This is a genomic window from Pseudomonas sp. TE3895, assembly GCF_056278855.1.
In genome coordinates this window covers 4,480,436-4,496,723 of record NZ_JBWBQE010000001.1, presented here as the reverse complement: position 1 = coordinate 4,496,723, position 16,288 = coordinate 4,480,436, and the positions used below count along the sequence as shown (strand labels likewise).

Below are 16,288 nucleotides of genomic sequence, written 5' to 3'. Positions count from 1 at the left end.
TCACTGCTGCGAGCAGTTGCCCATTTCCCGGTAGTCGATTTCGCGCTTCTGGCCCTGATGGTCGACGTACACCATGTGTGCGGTGCCTACCTGGCAGTCGGCGGCGTTGCTGGCCGGTGTGATGGAGATGACCTTGGCCACGTCCAGCGGCATGCCGTATTCATATTGGCTGCTGACTGGCTGGTTGTTGCCGGCATCGGCAAAAGCACCGAACGAGGCGAAGGCAGCGGCAATGGCAAGGACAGTGATCGAGCGTTTCATGACAGGCTCCTTTTTTAATGGATGGCTAATGATCTATTCATTGGTCATCCACAATAAATGGGCTAAACCGTGATAGATTCCTGCCTGTAACGCAAGAATAAGACAAAGAAAGGAGCACACCTTCATGGACATGCTGCATGCCATGCGTACCTTCACCCGTGTGGTGGAATGTGGCAGCTTCGCTGCAGCTGCCAATGCTCTGGATATTTCTGCAGCGCAGGTTTCGCGCATCGTTGCCGAGCTGGAGAACCAGCTGCAGACCCGCCTGCTGCACCGCACCACCCGGCGCTTGCGCATGAGCGAGGCGGGTGAGCGGTTTCTGGAGCGTGCACGGCAGATCATGCTGCTGACCGAAGAAGCCGTGGGCGAAGCGCGAGGGGCGCACCTCACGCCTCGCGGCCATCTGCGTTTGCACTGCCCGCACGGCATGGGGCTGTTGCTGATGCCGCTGGTGGCCGGCTACAACACGCTATACCCGGAAGTGGTGATCGAGCTGACGCTGTCGCAGCGCAACCCCGACCCGCTGGCAGAAGGGCATGACGTGGTGATCACCGTGGACGGTGCGCTGCCGGATTCGCAGCTGATCGCTGTGCCGCTGGGCAACATTTTCAGCATCCCCTGCGCGGCCCCCGGTTACCTGGATACCCACGGTGTACCGGAGCGCCCCGAAGACTTGCACGGCCATCGCTGCCTGCGCATGGCTTACCCGATGTACGAAGGCGACTGGGTGTTCCCGCAAGGGGTTGACCAGTGCGTGATTGCGCCGAATGACAGTTTTTCCACCAACGTTGCCGACGCCATGCTGGTGGCCAGCGAGCTGGGCATGGGCATTGGCCTGCTGCCGTTCTACACCGCCAGCGAGGCGATCGAGCAGGGGCGCTTGCGCCGGTTATTGGCACCGTATCGGTTGAGGGAGAGTGCGCTGTATGCGATGTATCCGTCACGCCACTACCTGGACGCCAAGGTGCGCACCTGGATCGACTACCTCAAGGAGCAGTTGCCGGCGCTGTTCGAGGGGCATGCCAGGGTGGTGGATGACGCGCGGTATTGGCGCTGAGGCGAGAGGGTCCTGTGGGAGCGGGCGCGCCCGCGAACACCGGCAAAGCCGGTGCCAGCCACAGCGTCGCCCGCGCCCCCAAGAACCGCGTTGCCTTTGCGTTACAGCGGATAGTTTTTCAATTCCCGAGCAATCAGCATGCGCTGGATCTCGCTCGACCCTTCATAGATCTGGGTAATCCGCGCATCCCGGTAGTAGCGCTCCACCGGGTAATCTTCCAGATAGCCGTACCCACCATGCACCTGGATGGCCATCGAGCACACCCGCTCGGCCATCTCCGAAGCGAACAGCTTGGCCTGTGACGCTTCCGACAGGCACGGCTTGCCGGCGCTGCGCAGGCGGGCGGCGTGCAGGATCAGCAAACGTGCGGCGTTCACCTGCACCTGCATGTCGGCCAGCAGGTTGGCAATGCTCTGGTGTTCGTTGATCGGCTTGCCAAACTGTATGCGGTCACGCGAGTAGACCAGCGCCGCTTCGAATGCGGCGCGGGCGATGCCCAAGGCCTGGGCGGCAATGCCGATACGGCCGCCTTCGAGGTTGGACAGGGCAATGGCCAGGCCCTTGCCACGCTCACCGAGGATATTGGCGGCAGGAATGCGGCAGTTGTCGAAAGTCACTGCGCAGGTATCGGAGGCGCGAATGCCCATCTTGTGCTCACTGCGATCAACCTTGAACCCAGGGTTGTCGGTGGGCACCAGGAACGCCGACAGGCCTTTCTTGCCCAGCTCCGGGTCGGTCACTGCGAAGACGATCGCCAGGCCGGCACGGCGGGCATTGCTGACGAACTGCTTGGCACCGTTGATGACCCACTGGCCATCCACCAGCTCGGCGCGGGTGCGCAGGTTGTGCGCCTCGGAGCCGGCCTGTGGCTCGGTCAGGCAGAAGCAGCCAATTACCTCGCCGCTGGCCAGGCGTGGCAGCCACTGCTGTTGCTGGTCGGCGGTGCCGTAGGCCAGCAGCGGGCCGCAACCTACCGAGTTGTGGATGCTCATCATCGCCCCGGTGGCGCCGCAGCCGGCGGCGATCTCTTCCACGGCCAGGGCATAGGCGACATAGTCGGTGTAGCTGCCGCCGAAGTCCTCGGGCACCACCATGCCCAACAGGCCCAGTTCGCCCATCTTGCGCACCACGCCATCATCGATCCAGCCGGCCTTTTCCCAAGCCTGGGCATGGGGTGCGATTTCGCCACGGGCAAAGTCCCGGGCCATGTCGCGGATCATGATCTGTTCTTCGCTCAGTTCGAGGTCTTGCATCTGTGTACTCCCGGGCTCACAAGCCTTCGAAGAATTGTTCGACCCGCTGGCCTTGCAGCGCGGCCAGGGTCGGCGGGTTCCAGCGGGGCTGCTTGTCCTTGTCGATGATCAGGGCACGCACGCCTTCGATGATGTCGCCGTGCTGGAACCACTGGCGGTCCAGGTGCAGTTCCATGGCAAAGCAGTCGTCAATGCCCAGCTCGCGCCCCCGGCGCAGCATCTCCAGCGTAACCGCCATGGCCAGAGGCGAGCGGGTTTCCAGCTGATCGGCGGTGGCCACCGCCCAGGCGTGGCTGTCGCCGAGGCTCACCGCACGCAGTTGCTCGACGATGGCTGGCAGGTCGGGCAGGGCGAAGAAGTGGTCGATGGCCGGGCGCAGCTTTTCCAGTGGCGCATCATCCAGTGCCTGGGTGCCGAGCCTGGCCAGCAGGTTTTGCAGGTCCTTGAGCGGGTGGTCGCTGAAGTCGAGCTGGTCGAGGCCCCGGTCGAGGGCAGCGAGCTGATCGCTGGCCAGGTACCAGTCGGCCAGGCCGCAATACAAGGCGTCGGCCGCCTGGATCTGGGCACCGCTGACACCCAGGTAGATGCCCAGCTCGCCGGGGATGCGCGAGAGGAAGTAGCTGCCGCCCACGTCCGGGAAGTAGCCGATGCCGACCTCGGGCATGCCCAGCCGGCTGCGCTCGGTGACCACGCGCAGGTCGCAGCCCTGGGCCAGGCCCATGCCGCCCCCGAGGGTGAAGCCGTCCATCACCACCAGTATTGGCTTGCGGTAGCGGTGGATGACCAGGTCGAGGGCGTACTCTTCGACGAAAAAGGTTTCATGCAGCGTGTCGCCGGCCTTGAAACTGTCGTACAGCGAGCGGATATCGCCACCGGCACAGAACCCCTTGGGGCCTTCGCCGCGCAGGACCACGGCGCGTACCTGCGGGTTGTCGGCCCACTGGTCCAGGTGCTGACGCAGGCTGCGCACCATGTCCAGGGTCAGGGCATTGAGACCGGCTGGGCGGTTCAGGGTCAGGTGGCCGATCTGGTTGCGGACCTCGGCCAATACATGGTCGGTTGCTGCCGGGGTATGAGCGTGTGCAGTCATTGCGTTCTCCCTGCTTTGTTATTGATTTTCCAAGTGAAGTCTGGAGTTCGCTGGAGGATCGCAGGATCCTGGCATGCGAATTTGCCTTGCACAATCGACAATTGTGCAAGGGTACCGTGCGTTTTTACCTTGTGTGAGGTTAGCGCGCGCCTGTGGAGCAGCCTTTGCCCCCACGGGATTTCGTCCCCCGATTCGGGGGAACCTGCTGGGGGATCCTCCCCAATCCGTTGCGGTTGATCGTACAAGTTATTGATTAATATTGGATTTTTCTTCTGGCATACACCTTGCTCCAGCTCCCGGCAGAGATCCTGTGTCCCGGAGGTGCAGCATGTCGACGCCGCTCAAAGGCCCCATCCTGTCATCACTTGTACTGGCCTTGCTTGGCTGGGAAGCAACCAGCGAGGCGGCTGTGCAGTGCCAGCGCACCCTGGTCGCCAACGTGGTGGCACTGGACCAGCCACTGATGTTCAACCGCCTTGGCGCGCAAAACGCCAACGGCATGATGTTTGCCCTTCGTGAGGACGTGGTGGACGACAAGCAGGTCCCCCTCAGCAAGGGCGGGGCCGCGGTACCGGGCAAGGTCACCCTGCGCCCGGACAAGCGCCCGCGGCCTATCGTGCTGCGCGTGGCGGCCGGTGACTGCCTGACGGTCAACCTGACCAACCTGCTGGATTACAAGGCGAACCCCAACAAGCACGGTATCGAGGCTGAAGAGCCCGAGGGTGAGGCAGAGGGGCCGGAGGTTGAAAACGAAGGCGGCGAAGGCTTTGTCGCCGACGAACAGGTGGCCGAGCGCATGGTCGGCTTCCAGGTCAACGGGATGCAGGCGGTGAACAGCATTGCCGATATTTCCGCCTATACCGGGCGTAACGGCAACTTCTTCGTCAGCCCCGGCAGCACCCGCAGCTACACCCTGTATGCCGAGCGCGAAGGCGCCTTCGCCGCCACCAGCAAAGCCGCTACGTTCGGCGGCGAGGGCACGGCGGGCAACGTCTCCAACGGCCTGTTCGGCCAGGTGGTGGTCGTGCCTAAACTGGGCCGTACCTACCGCAACACCCTCACTGAAGAAGAAATGCGCCTGGCCACCACGGGGCGAACCGCCACCGGCCAGCCCGTGATCGACTACGAAGCCCGTTATCCGCAGCTCGAACCGTGGATCGCCGAAGGCAAGGCCGGCAAACCGATCATTGCCATGGTCAACGGCAACGAGATCATCAGCAGCGAAACCGATGCCATCGTCATGGGGCCCAACCCTGACGGTAGCTTCCCCAGTTCCACTTACCCGCTGGAAAGCGTGGGCAAACGCAACCCGGCGCTGCCCAACCGACTGGAAGCATTCCGTGATTTCGCCTCGCAGTTCGCCGACGAGGTTGCCGGTACCCAGGCCTTCCCTGGCTACTGGGCCGACCCGGTGATGGGCCACGTGCTGGAGCCGGCGCGCGATTCGTTCATGATCAATTACGGCTCTGGTGGCATGGGTGCCGAAGTGGTGGCCAACCGCTTGGGGGTGGGCCCGATGCACGACTGCCTGTCGTGTGCCTATGAGGAGTTCTTCCTCAGCGCCCACACGGTCGGCGATATAGGCACCCTGGTGGATGTACCGGCCAACGTCGGCCTGGAACACATCCGCCCGGGCGAGGTGCCACCGGCCAGCGCCGTCGGGGTCAAGGCCAGCATGGCCCTCTACCCCTCAGAGCCTGCCAACGTGCACCACAGCTATATCGGTGACTTCACCAAGTTCCGCAACACCCACAACGGGCACGAGCAGCACATCTTCCACTTGCACGGCCATCAGTGGTTGTTCAACCCCAATGACGACAACTCCGACTACATCGATGCCCAAGGCATCGGCGCCGGCGTCGGCTACACCTACGAAATCGCCAACGGTGGTTCGGGCAACCGCAACCGCGTTGCCGGCGATGCCATTTACCACTGTCACTTCTACCCGCACTTCGCCCAGGGCATGTGGGCCATGTGGCGGGTACATGACGTGTTCGAGGAAGGCACGCGGCTGGAGGTGAGCGGGCAGGGCGAGAATGGCTTCCACAGTACCCCGTTCGCCCTGCGTAGCGGTAAGCCGGCCGCTGGCGCCCGGGCCCTGCCCGATGGCGAGATCGTTGCCGGTACGCCGATTCCGGCCATCGTGCCGTTGCCTGGCAAGGCCATGGCGCCCATGCCCGGCAAAGTCGTCGTCGTGCCCAAGCTCTCCGAAGCGTTGGTTGCTGCCAACGATGATGACCACGAAGACGATGACGAAGCTGCCAGCGAGGCGCCCGTGCGCAAGGCCGTGGGCTCGCTGGCGCTGGTCGATCGCACCGAGGCCAACCGCAATGCCGACGGCACGCTGAAAAACCCAGGCTACCCGTTCTGGATCGGCGGCATGGAAAGCAGCGTGGGCAACCGCCCGCCAACCCCGCCCCTGGACATGCTCGACCCGGCCCTGGCCCGGCAACTGAAAGACAGTGGTAAAGCCCTGTGGGCCAACCTGGATGCGAACCAGGTCGATGGCTGGGACGGCGGCCTTGGCCGCCATGCACTGGACGGTGTGTCCGCCGGTGGCGTGGCGGAGACCACCACCACCAAACTGGACTTCACCAAGGTCGTGCACAAGGCCAAGCCCATCTACCTGCCGGAAGAGGGCACCGATGTCGAGCAGGCCGCCATGCAGTTCCACGCCATGGCTGAACACCCCAGCTATGCATTGATCCCCGGCAGCCAGCCAGTGGCCAGTGCGTTCCGCACCAACGGCGCCTTGCCGACTGCGGGTGCGCCGTTCTACGAGCCGTGCATGGATGACCGTGGAAAACGCCTGACCCAGTCTTCCGGGGTAGGGGAGTTCAACAGTGGAGAGAGCCTGACGGGCGTGAACTTCCGTGGCGCCTCGGCCTTCACTGCCGACCGCCCACGCATCTACAAAGGGGCCAACATCCAGTTCGACGCGGTGTACAACAAAGTGGGCTACCACTTCCCGCAGGCACGCATCATTGCCCTGTGGGAAGACGCTTGGCCGGTCATTACCAAGCAGCGCCCGCCAGAGCCGCTGGTGATGCGCATGAACACCTTCGACTGCGCGATGTACCAGCACACCAACCTGATCCCGAACATCTATGAGATGGACGATTACCAGGTGCGCACCCCGACCGACGTGATCGGCCAGCACATCCACCTGCCCAAGTGGGACCTGACCGCTGCCGACGGCTCGGCCAACGGCTGGAACTACGAAGACGGCATTCTTTCGCCCGGTAGCGTGGTCGAGCGCGTGCATGCCATTCGTACTTACAACGGTTGCACTGATGGGGATAGCCGCGATGGCACCGCTGCCTGCCCGAAAGCCAGACAGCACCCGTACTTCGGCCGCTTTGGTCGCGCCGACTGGCTGGGCGCGCGTACAGCCATGCAGCGCTGGTTCGCTGACCCGCTGGTGAACGTGCATAACGTCGACCGTGGCCTGGGTACCATCTTCACCCATGACCACCTTGGCCCATCGACCCACCAGCAACTGGGCCTGTATGCCACCGTGCTGGCCGAACCGGCCGGCTCCACCTGGTACCACGCCGAAACCGGCGAGCAACTGTACAACCCGGCCACGCGCCAGGACGGCGGCCCGACCTCGTGGCAGGCGGTGATCAAGACCGGCGACCACGATGGCGACGGCAAGAACGACAGCTACCGCGAGTTCTTCCTGGAGTACAGTGACTTCCAGCATGCCTATGAAGCTGGGGTGTACGTAGGCGCAGGGCCGGACGGCATTCCCAATGCCCAGTCGTACCCGGCCACTGCCGACAGCTTCCGTTACGCCATCAACCCGCCCGTGCGCGGCAAGGCGTCGAACCTGCTCGAAGCCATCGTCGAGAAACGCGGCGGTCTCAACCCGGGCTGCCCAAGCCGGCCATGCCCGCAGGCGATCTCGGTTGATGACCCGGGGATGTTCGTCGTCAACTACCGCAACGAGCCGCTGGCCCTGCGCGTGTATGACCCGAACAAGGTCGGCCCGGACGGCAAGCGTGGCATGCAGGCCGACGGCCTGGCCGGCGACCTCAGCTATGCCCTGCAAACCCGTACCGACCGCGCCATCCCGGCGATGAACCTGTCGCCATCGGCGATTACCTCGGCAGTCGGCCCTACCGGCGGCACTACGCTGTTCCCGCCGCATATCAACACGGCTGGCGCCGAGCCGGGCGACCCGTTCACCCCGTTGCTGCGCACCTATTCCGGCGACAACGTGCGCCTGCGCATGCACGCCGGTGGCCATGAAGAGGAGCACAACGTCACCCTGCACGGCGTGAAATGGCTGCAGAACGGTTCTGGCTTCGGCAACAGCTCCAACTCGGGCTGGAAGTCGTCGCAAATGATCGGCATCTCCGAGCAGTTGGGCTTCATGGCGCCGGTGTCGATGATCTCCAGTTCGGCAGCCACCAACGGCGACTACCTGTACTCGCTGGACGCGGCCTTGGAGGGCTATTGGAACGGTATCTGGGGCATCATGCGCAACTACACCGCGCAGCGTGCCGACCTGTTCCCGCTGCCCAACAACCCGCAGCCGGTGGCCATGCGCAACACCGTGAACTTCAACGGCATCTGCCCGAAAACCACGGCCAACCCGAACGGCATCGGTACCCGCACCACGGTCAAGCGCAGCTACGAGATCGTCGCAGCGCTGGCCAACGACATCCTCGAAAACCGTAACGGCGTCAGCATCAATGACCCGGCGGGCGTCGGCCAGCATGTCGGTGGCGCGCTCAAGGCCAACGGCGGCACCCTGGTGTTCAACAGCCGTAGAACCGCCATCCCGCTGGTGAGCGGGGTAGACCCCGAAGATGGGGAGCCTTTCACCATCGGTGGCCACAGTGCGCCGCTGCATGACCCGACCGCGATCCTGTACGTGCGCAAGGCTGACCTCGATGCCACCACCGGCAAGCTCAAGGCGGGTGTCCCGGTAGAGCCGCTGGTACTGCGCGCCAATGCCGGCGACTGCATCAGCATCACCCTGGAGAACCGCTTGCCACTGGTGATGCCAGACCTGCCGAGCACTGCAGTGATGCACAACGTGGTCAAGCGTGACCGCTTCGACAGCGAAGGCTCCACCGCCTTTGCCAACAACCTGATGCGGCCGTCCAGCCACGTGGGCCTGCATGCGCAACTGCTGGCCTACGACATCACCAAGTCAGACGGTGCCAACGTTGGCCTGAACCCGGTGCAGACCGTGCCACCACGTGCCGGCACCAGCGGCGCTTACCCGACCAAGGAGTACCAGTACTACGCCGGCCACCTGGAGCGTGAAGGCAAACCGGTGTCGCAGCTGGGCCGCACAGTGGACAACATAAACACCACGCCTATTGAGTTCGGCGGCCTCAACCTGACCCCGTCAGACTTCATCAAGCAGCCGCAAAAAGGTCTGGTGGGCGCCATGAGCATCCTGCCGCAAACCGCCACCTGGACCGAGGATACTGCTACCCGTACCCAGGCCACGGTGAAGGTCAGCGGCCAGCCGGACTACCGCGACTTCGTCACGGTGTGGCAGCGCGCGCTGAACATGCGCTGGGCCGATGGCCGTCCGGTAGAAGGCATCAATACCGAAGGCAACGGTGCTGCCGGTGACCCGCAAGACAACGGCAACATGGCGGTCAACTACAAGACCGAACCGTTGTGGCTGCGCTTCGGCATGGCGCCCGACTCGCCATTCGGCCGCGCCAATGGCCTGGGCTTTGGTGATGTACCCAACGCCCACATGGCCTACGCCAACGCCCTGGTCGGTGGCGACCCGCAAACCCCGGTGCTGTACGCCAAGCCTGGCCAACCGGTACGCAACCATATCGTGATGCCCAGTGGTGGCAGCCGCGGCATGGTCTACCAGTTGGACGGGCACGTATGGCCACTGCACAACTACCAGGCCGAGAAGAGCGATGCGGACGGTTACCCAATTGGCCTGCCTGGTATCGGTTCGGTGCGCTTTGGCTACAACCCGATGGCCATGTACATCGGCGCGCAGGAAAGCGTACTGCCAGCGGCGCACTTCAGCTTCATGTTGCCGAGTGCCGGCGGTGCCAACGCGGTGGCGGGTGACTACCTGTTCCGCGACTACGCCGCCTACGGCAACCTCTCGGGGCTGTGGGGGATCTTGCGGGTGACCAACGAAGCGCCGCCGGCAACGGCCCCGGCGCAGTGACGGAAGGGGAACGCGAGCATGAACAAAAAGACTCGCCCTGCTTACTTGGGGGTAGTGCTGGGGGTAGCGCTGATCGGCCTGGGCGTGGCGTACGAAAAGCTATGGTGCGACCCGCGCGAGCTGTTGCAGGAACGGGGCGGCTCGCAGGCCTTGCACCGGCTCAGCCGGGACGGCGTGAACGTGGAGTTCGAGGCCCGGCCATTGGCCGGCGGCGAACTGAAGGAGGGCGGCTTCGCCAACATCCGCTTCAAGCTCAGCGACCAGACCAGTGGCCAACCGCTGTCGGGCATGGCCCCGGGGGCGTGGATCGACCCGGCGCAGTCGGCCCCGGCCGGGGACCGCGAGCAGAGCTGCAAGGCGCGGGTCGCGCTGTTTCTCAAGAGCAGCATCGGGGCCCGGCCGCTGCTCGACCTGAACAGCTACTTCTTGCTGATGTTGAACAATGACGCCAGCCTGACAGTGATCGACCCGACGGTGTCGGTGGGGGGCGTGACCAGCACCATGGCCCGCATCGAGCTGCCAGGGCGGCCCATGGACTGGGCGGCCACCAGCGACGACAAGCAGGTTTTCGTTTCGATACCCGAGCGGGGCAAGGTCTCGGTGATCGATACCGAAACCTTCACCCGCGTGGCCGACCTGGACGCCGGCGACCAGCCGCTGCGCGTGGCCCTGCAGCCGGACCAGCATCGGCTGTGGGTTGGCAACAACAGCAGCGACCCGGGCAAAGGCGGGGTAACAGTGATCGACGTGCCGGGGCGCAGTGCCATGAAGCACTTCAACACCGGTACCGGGCACCACGAAATCGCCTTCAGCGCCGACTCGCGCTATGCCTATGTCAGCAATCGCGACAGCGGCACCCTGAGCGTCATCGACATCCCGGAAATGCGCCTGGCCAAGACCATCAAGGTAGGCCCGCACCCGCTGTCGGTCAGCTATTCGGCGCTGTCCCAGGCTGTGTACGTGGTCGATGGCGAGGAGGGCAGCGTACGGGTGTTCGATGCCCGCAGCCATCAGTTGCGCCACACGGTCCAGGCCGAACAGGGCCTGGGGCCGATGCGCTTCAGCCATGATGGCCGCTACGGCCTCGTGCTCAATACCCTGGAGAACCAGGCCCTGGTCATCGACGCCAGTACCGACAAGCTGATCCACCGCATCCCGGTGGCGGCCGAACCGTACCAGCTGACGTTCACCAAAGGCTATGCCTATGTGCGTGGCCTGGCCTCGCCGAAAGTGAGCATGATCAATCTGGCCAGCCTGGGCGAGGGGCGTGCGCCCATCGTGCAAGGCTTCGAGGCTGGCCCCGCAGCGCCGCGCCAGGCCGGCGACCTGCCACTGGCCCAGGGGCTGTCGGTATCGCGTGATGACAATTCGGTGTTCGTGGTCAACCCGGTGGACAACACCACCTACTTCTATGCCGAAGGCATGAATGCACCGATGTCCGGCTACAACAACCGCGGCCACCAGGCCCGCGCCGCCATCGTCGTTGACCGCAGCCTGCGCGAAGTGGCCCCCGGGGTGTATGGCTCGACGGTGAAGCTGCCCGCCGCCGGCAAGTTCGACGTTGCCTTCCTGCTCAACCAGCCGCAAATCATTCATTGCTTCAGCACCGAGGTGGCCGCAGGGAGCGATGCCAGCAAACGCAAAGGCGCGCGTGCCGAGTTCATCGGCCTCGACCAGCCGCTGCCGCAGCACAGCGACTTCACCGCGCGGGTGCGTATTGTCGGTGACGACGGGCAGCCACGCCTGGGCCTGAACGACCTGAGCCTGCGCTACTTCCTGGCGCCATCGTCGATGCCGCGCAACCTGCAGTTGCAAGAGGTGGGCGAGGGGGTCTACCAGGCGGCGCTGAACTTGCCTGAAGCCGGTGCCTGGTACCTGCATGTGCAGTCGCCCTCGTTGGGGCGCAAGTTTGCCGAAGAAAACTACACCAGCCTGCGCGTCTTGCCGGCTGCTGCAACCAACGCCTCCCAGACTGACGTGAGGAATGTGCGATGAACGCCAAGCCTGCTTGTACACTGTTGGCCCTGAGCCTGGCATTTGCCAGCCACCTGGCCATGGCCCACGCCGGTCACGCGCATGACGGCCATGCCGGGCAGCCCCCGGCGGCGCACCAGGAAAAGACCAGTGTGCGCTTTGCCGATGTGTCGCTGCTGAACCAGGAAGGCATGCCGGTACGTCTGGAGAAAGACCTGGTGGGTGACCATCTGGTGGTCATGGGCTTCATTTACACCAGCTGCACCACGGTATGCCCGGTGGTGTCGTCGATCATGGGCAAGGTCCAGCAGCAGCTGGGCGGCCGGGTAGGCGAGGAGGTTCGTCTGGTGTCGATCAGTGTCGATCCTCAGCGTGACGACGCCAAGCGCCTGCAAGACTATGCCAAGGCCTTCCAGAAAGGGCCGGGCTGGAGCTGGCTGACCGGTACCCCGTACGCCATCACCGAAACCCTGAAGGGGCTGGGCAGCTTCAACGCCGACCTCAGCCAGCACCCGCCGCTGATACTGGTGGGTGACGGGCGTAGCGGGCACTGGACGCGTTACTACGGCTTCACCGACCCGGGTGTATTGATCGAAGAAATCAACCGCCTCAGTGCGCGCCGGGTCCATGCCAAGAGCACTGCCATTGCCGACCATCACGAGGTGCAACCATGAGCACTGCAACCGCCCACCGCGCTGGCATGCGTGCATTCGACTGGCTGGTGCTGGCTGGCTGCCTGTGGATCCTCACGTCGGTGGCGTTCGCCCACGAAGGCCATGCGCCGCAACCCCCCGAGCCGCAGCCAGCACCGCAGGCGATGGCCAGTGGTGGCGGTACCCGCGACGCCAAGGCCTGGTTCACCGACACCGTGCTGAAGGACCAGAATGGCCGCGAGCTGCGCTTTTACAGTGACGTGCTCAAGGACAAGGTGGTGATGCTCAACGTGATCTTCACCCATTGCACCGATGCCTGCCCGTTGATCACCCGCAAGCTGCGCGAGGTGCGCGAGGCCATGGGGCCAGCCCTGGCCGCCCAGGTGACCTTCGTGTCGATCAGCAGTGACCCGCTGAACGACACCCCCGAGGCGCTGAAGGCGTTCGCCGCCAAGCAAGGGGTGGATGGGCCGAACTGGTTGTTCCTGACCGGTGACAAGGCCAATGTCGACCTGGTGCTTGGCCGTATAGGGCAGTTCCTGCCGAGTCCCGAGCAGCATTCGACGCAGCTGATTGCCGGTGATGTTGCAGGTAAACGCTGGAGCAAGATTCGCCCGGATGCACCGCCAGCGGCGATTGCCCAGCGCATGCAGCTGTTGACCCAGCCGCTGGCAGGTCGGTAAGTATCATGGGCCGCCTGGGAAACTGGCCTCTGTGGCATCACCTGTTGTGGGAGCGGCCTTGCGTCGCGAAAGGGCTGCGCAGCAGCCCCGGCAGTGGCAGCTCAAGCGCAGAAAGAGGCGAGCGCCTTTCGCGACGCAAGGCCGCGCCCACAGGGCTTGCGATATGGCTCACATGCGTGCTTGGCATGGCATCTTCGACCTCAGCCTTGGCCCTGGACTTGACCGACCACGAACAAGCCGGCAAACGCCTCTACCGCGAGGGCGTCTCCAGTAGCGACGCTCAATTGCAAGCCCGGGTCGGCGCCAGTGACATCACAGTCCCCGCCAGCGTGCTGCCCTGCGCCAGTTGCCATGGCAACGACGGCCGTGGCCGTGCCGAAGGCGGTGTTCGCCCCCCCGGCCTCGACTGGCAACGCCTGGCACTCGGCCAGGGCCCGCGCGAGGCCAACGGCCGCCGCTACCCGGCCTACACCGACAGCAGCCTGGCGCGGGCCATCCAGCAGGGTATCGACCCGGCTGGCAATCGCCTCGACCCGGCCATGCCACGCTTCGAGTTGACCTTGGCCGACCAGCGCAACCTCATCGCCTATCTCAAACGCTTGGCCGAAGAACGTGACCCTGGTGTGGAAGAGGGCGTGCTGCGCCTTGGGACCCTGCTGCCTGCGAGCGGTCCGCTGGCTGAAGCCGGGCAGGTGGTGCGCGCCGTGCTGGAAGACGGCGTGGGTCAACTCAACCAGCAAGGCGGCATTCACGGGCGGCGCCTGGAACTGGTCGTACTAGACCCAGGTTCCGACCCGGTCAGTGCCGAACGCGCCTTGCAACAGTTGCTCGAGCAAAAGCGGGTGTTCGCCCTGATCGCGCCATTGGCGCCCATGCTCGACCAGCGCCTGACGACCTTGCTGGCACCACAGAACGTGCCGATGATCGGCAGCACTCCGCGTAGCGGCGGCAGCGCACAGATCTTCGACCCGCTACCCGGCTTGCCCGAGCAATTGCTGAGCCTGGCAGAGCATGCCCGTGTGGCGCTGGGCTTGGCCCCGGATGAGTTACGCGTGGTGTATGCCGGTAACGAACACGCCGCGTTGGCCGAGCAGGTGCGCGAGCGTTTACGACAGCAGGGCTGGGCGCCACCCGCTATCCAGGCGTTCGACGGCCAGGCGGTGGACGGGCAGGGCATCGTCTTCCTTGGCCGCGCCCAGGCCTTTGCCGAGTTGGCGGCGGCGTTGCAGGTGGCGGGCCGCGAGCCCTACCTGTTCGCCGCTTCCAGTCAGGTAGCCGGCGCTGTGGCGCGCTTGCCGGCGCAGTGGTCGCAGCGGCTGTTTCTGGCCTACCCCTACGTGCCAGAGGACTGGACCGAGCAAGGCCAGGCAACGCTCGCCGGGCTGCAGCAGCGCCAGGGCCTGGACCCGCGCCAGGTGTCGTTGCAGGTCAATACGCTGTGCGCGTTGCGCCTGCTGAGCGAAGCGCTGAAGCAGATTGGTCGGGATGCCAGCCGCGAACAACTGATCGCTGCGCTCGAAGGCCTGCACGATGTGCCCACCGGCCTGACCCCGGCACTGGGCTTTGGCCCTGGTCGCCGCCAGGGCATGGCAGGTGCCCATGTGGTGGCGGTGGCCCTGCCCGGGCCACGCTTTACTGCGGTCACCCCCTACCGGCCAGTGCCGGTCAGCCCTTGAGCGGAGGTTGTCATGCGGATCGTGTGGTTGTGCCTGTTGCTGGTGCTGACCAGCGTGAGCTGGGCCGATGTGCCGGCGGCGCGGGTCAATGGTGTCGAGATCGGGTTGATGCGCCTGGAACGTTACTTCAGCGAGTACCTGGACGCCCAGGGGCGAGCGGTGACCAGCATCCGCAACCCAGGCCTGTACAAACGCCTGCGTGACCAAGCGTTGGACGAGCTGATCGACAAGGAGCTGTTGTGGCAGGAAGCGCAACGCCAAGGCATTGCCGTCAGCGATGAACACGTGTCGGCACAGATTGGCGAGATAGAAGCGGCGTTTGGCAGCCCGGCGTTATTCGAAAGGCGACTGGCAGAGGCGGGCTTCGACAGGGCGCAGTACACTGAATACACCCGGCATGAGATGGCGGCCCAGCAAGTGTACGCCCTGCTCAGCGCAGTCGACGCGCCGAGCCAGGGCGAAGTGGAGGCATTTTATGATGCCAACCAGGAGAGACTGCAAGGAGCGCAGAACCAAAGTGATAATCCATCGGTCATACGCGAACACGGCCTGGCCTTGGCCAGGGCAACGCTCATCGGGCAGCGGGAGGCGCAGGCGCGCCAAACCGTGCGCCAACGTTTGCGCGAGTCCGCTAAAGTGGAAATCGCCGACTGAGGCTGTTGAGGGCGCGTCCCCCAATGCTGGGGAATTAAGGTTTGGCAATGTGCCATCATTTTCCCCGCTTGTGGGGAACCGGTTGGGTGTGCCTGTTCAGCGTCTGTCGGTTGCTGGCCGGCACCTTAGTAAAATCAGTGGCTTACAGTGGTGCAACATGACTATTCACGCCTGGCACGAAGCCTGCTCAAGTCTCTACAAGGGCGTACTTCGCAGACCGGGGAACCGGGCAGTATTTGGGAGTCGACCTTGGTGAACAGAGTATTGGTAGTCGATGACGAACAGACTCTTGCGCAAAACCTGCAAGCGTATCTGCAGGCGCAGGGCCTGGAAGTTCATGTTGCCCACAACGGTGCCAGTGGTATCGAACAGGCTGAAAGCCTGGCACCGCAAGTAGTTGTGCTGGATTACCGCTTGCCCGACATGGAAGGTTTTCAGGTTCTGGAGGCTGTACGCAAGAACAGGCAATGCCACTTCGTGCTGATCACCGCCCACCCCACTGTCGAGGTGCGTGAGCGGGCCGCCGAACTCGGTGTGAGTCACGTCCTGTTCAAGCCGTTCCCACTGATGGAGCTGGCGCGTGCGATCTTCGACCTGCTGGGCATCGAGCGCCGGCGCAGGGCCACGGACAACCCGGCCGAAGGGTTCGTCGAACGACGCCAGAACAGGAACGAATCGTTCCCCCTGCAGTTGTACGATGGAAGCTGGGTGTTGGCCGACCGCCGCCGTAACGGCGCCAAGCCACCAGGGCCCGACGACGATCAACTGCTCACAGGGGAATAGCGGCGCCCGCACCCCTGGCCGAGCCAGCCTGCGACGCG

At 64.4% G+C, this 16,288-nt stretch carries 11 protein-coding genes; 8 read left to right on the top strand and 3 right to left on the bottom strand.

What is annotated here, in order from left to right:
* On the bottom strand, positions 1 to 261 hold the full coding sequence (locus tag ACZ889_RS20435; RefSeq protein ID WP_004577522.1) for a DUF2790 domain-containing protein: 261 nt from the start codon (positions 259 to 261) through the stop codon (positions 1 to 3).
* Between the two features lie 124 nt (positions 262 to 385).
* Between ACZ889_RS20435 and ACZ889_RS20430 the strand changes: the two genes are divergently transcribed.
* On the top strand, positions 386 to 1,318 hold the full coding sequence (locus ACZ889_RS20430; RefSeq protein ID WP_003247933.1) for a LysR family transcriptional regulator: 933 nt from the start codon (positions 386 to 388) through the stop codon (positions 1,316 to 1,318).
* Between the two features lie 101 nt (positions 1,319 to 1,419).
* On the opposite strand, the gene ACZ889_RS20425 is transcribed toward ACZ889_RS20430, so the two are convergent.
* Both ACZ889_RS20425 and ACZ889_RS20420 read right to left on the bottom strand, forming a co-directional pair.
* Entirely contained in the window at positions 1,420 to 2,571 is a 1,152-nt protein-coding gene (locus ACZ889_RS20425) for an acyl-CoA dehydrogenase family protein (RefSeq protein ID WP_003247935.1), read from the bottom strand.
* Between the two features lie 16 nt (positions 2,572 to 2,587).
* Entirely contained in the window at positions 2,588 to 3,661 is a 1,074-nt protein-coding gene (locus tag ACZ889_RS20420) for an enoyl-CoA hydratase/isomerase family protein (protein ID WP_047603832.1), read from the bottom strand.
* A gap of 328 nt (positions 3,662 to 3,989) precedes the next feature.
* Here ACZ889_RS20420 and mnxG point away from each other — a divergent pair, with 328 nt between their 5' ends.
* The 7 genes from mnxG (at position 3,990) to ACZ889_RS20385 (ending at position 16,250) form a co-directional block, all read left to right on the top strand.
* Complete coding sequence (gene mnxG / locus ACZ889_RS20415) at positions 3,990 to 9,827, top strand: manganese-oxidizing multicopper oxidase MnxG (RefSeq protein ID WP_047603831.1); 5,838 nt, start codon at positions 3,990 to 3,992, stop codon at positions 9,825 to 9,827.
* 18 nt (positions 9,828 to 9,845) lie between these two features.
* The gene (locus ACZ889_RS20410) at positions 9,846 to 11,822 is read left to right on the top strand and encodes a cytochrome D1 domain-containing protein (protein ID WP_012052144.1); all 1,977 of its coding nucleotides are present in this window, start codon (positions 9,846 to 9,848) and stop codon (positions 11,820 to 11,822) included.
* The gene (locus ACZ889_RS20405) at positions 11,819 to 12,475 is read left to right on the top strand and encodes an SCO family protein (RefSeq protein ID WP_180689851.1); all 657 of its coding nucleotides are present in this window, start codon (positions 11,819 to 11,821) and stop codon (positions 12,473 to 12,475) included. Before ACZ889_RS20410 ends, ACZ889_RS20405 begins: the two co-directional genes overlap by 4 nt.
* Positions 12,472 to 13,137, top strand: a complete 666-nt coding sequence (locus ACZ889_RS20400; RefSeq protein ID WP_180689852.1) for an SCO family protein — start codon at positions 12,472 to 12,474, stop codon at positions 13,135 to 13,137. Before ACZ889_RS20405 ends, ACZ889_RS20400 begins: the two co-directional genes overlap by 4 nt.
* A 185-nt stretch (positions 13,138 to 13,322) precedes the next feature.
* Positions 13,323 to 14,813 (top strand): cytochrome c/ABC transporter substrate-binding protein, encoded by a 1,491-nt coding sequence (locus ACZ889_RS20395; RefSeq protein ID WP_476257756.1) that lies wholly within the window; start codon positions 13,323 to 13,325, stop codon positions 14,811 to 14,813.
* Between the two features lie 12 nt (positions 14,814 to 14,825).
* On the top strand, positions 14,826 to 15,467 hold the full coding sequence (locus tag ACZ889_RS20390) for a SurA N-terminal domain-containing protein (protein WP_180689854.1): 642 nt from the start codon (positions 14,826 to 14,828) through the stop codon (positions 15,465 to 15,467).
* A gap of 249 nt (positions 15,468 to 15,716) precedes the next feature.
* A complete protein-coding gene (locus tag ACZ889_RS20385; RefSeq protein WP_019751814.1) occupies positions 15,717 to 16,250 on the top strand; it encodes a response regulator in 534 nt (177 codons plus the stop codon).
* Positions 16,251 to 16,288: the final 38 nt, after the last annotated feature.

Coding starts and splice junctions, on each gene's coding strand:
- ACZ889_RS20395 (WP_476257756.1), top strand. CDS start 13,323: ATGGCATCTTCGACCTCAGCCTTGGCCCTGGACTTGACCGACCACGAA.
- ACZ889_RS20410 (WP_012052144.1), top strand. CDS start 9,846: ATGAACAAAAAGACTCGCCCTGCTTACTTGGGGGTAGTGCTGGGGGTA.
- ACZ889_RS20405 (WP_180689851.1), top strand. CDS start 11,819: ATGAACGCCAAGCCTGCTTGTACACTGTTGGCCCTGAGCCTGGCATTT.
- ACZ889_RS20435 (WP_004577522.1), bottom strand. CDS start 261: ATGAAACGCTCGATCACTGTCCTTGCCATTGCCGCTGCCTTCGCCTCG.
- ACZ889_RS20420 (WP_047603832.1), bottom strand. CDS start 3,661: ATGACTGCACACGCTCATACCCCGGCAGCAACCGACCATGTATTGGCC.
- ACZ889_RS20390 (WP_180689854.1), top strand. CDS start 14,826: ATGCGGATCGTGTGGTTGTGCCTGTTGCTGGTGCTGACCAGCGTGAGC.
- ACZ889_RS20425 (WP_003247935.1), bottom strand. CDS start 2,571: ATGCAAGACCTCGAACTGAGCGAAGAACAGATCATGATCCGCGACATG.
- ACZ889_RS20430 (WP_003247933.1), top strand. CDS start 386: ATGGACATGCTGCATGCCATGCGTACCTTCACCCGTGTGGTGGAATGT.
- ACZ889_RS20400 (WP_180689852.1), top strand. CDS start 12,472: ATGAGCACTGCAACCGCCCACCGCGCTGGCATGCGTGCATTCGACTGG.
- mnxG (WP_047603831.1), top strand. CDS start 3,990: ATGTCGACGCCGCTCAAAGGCCCCATCCTGTCATCACTTGTACTGGCC.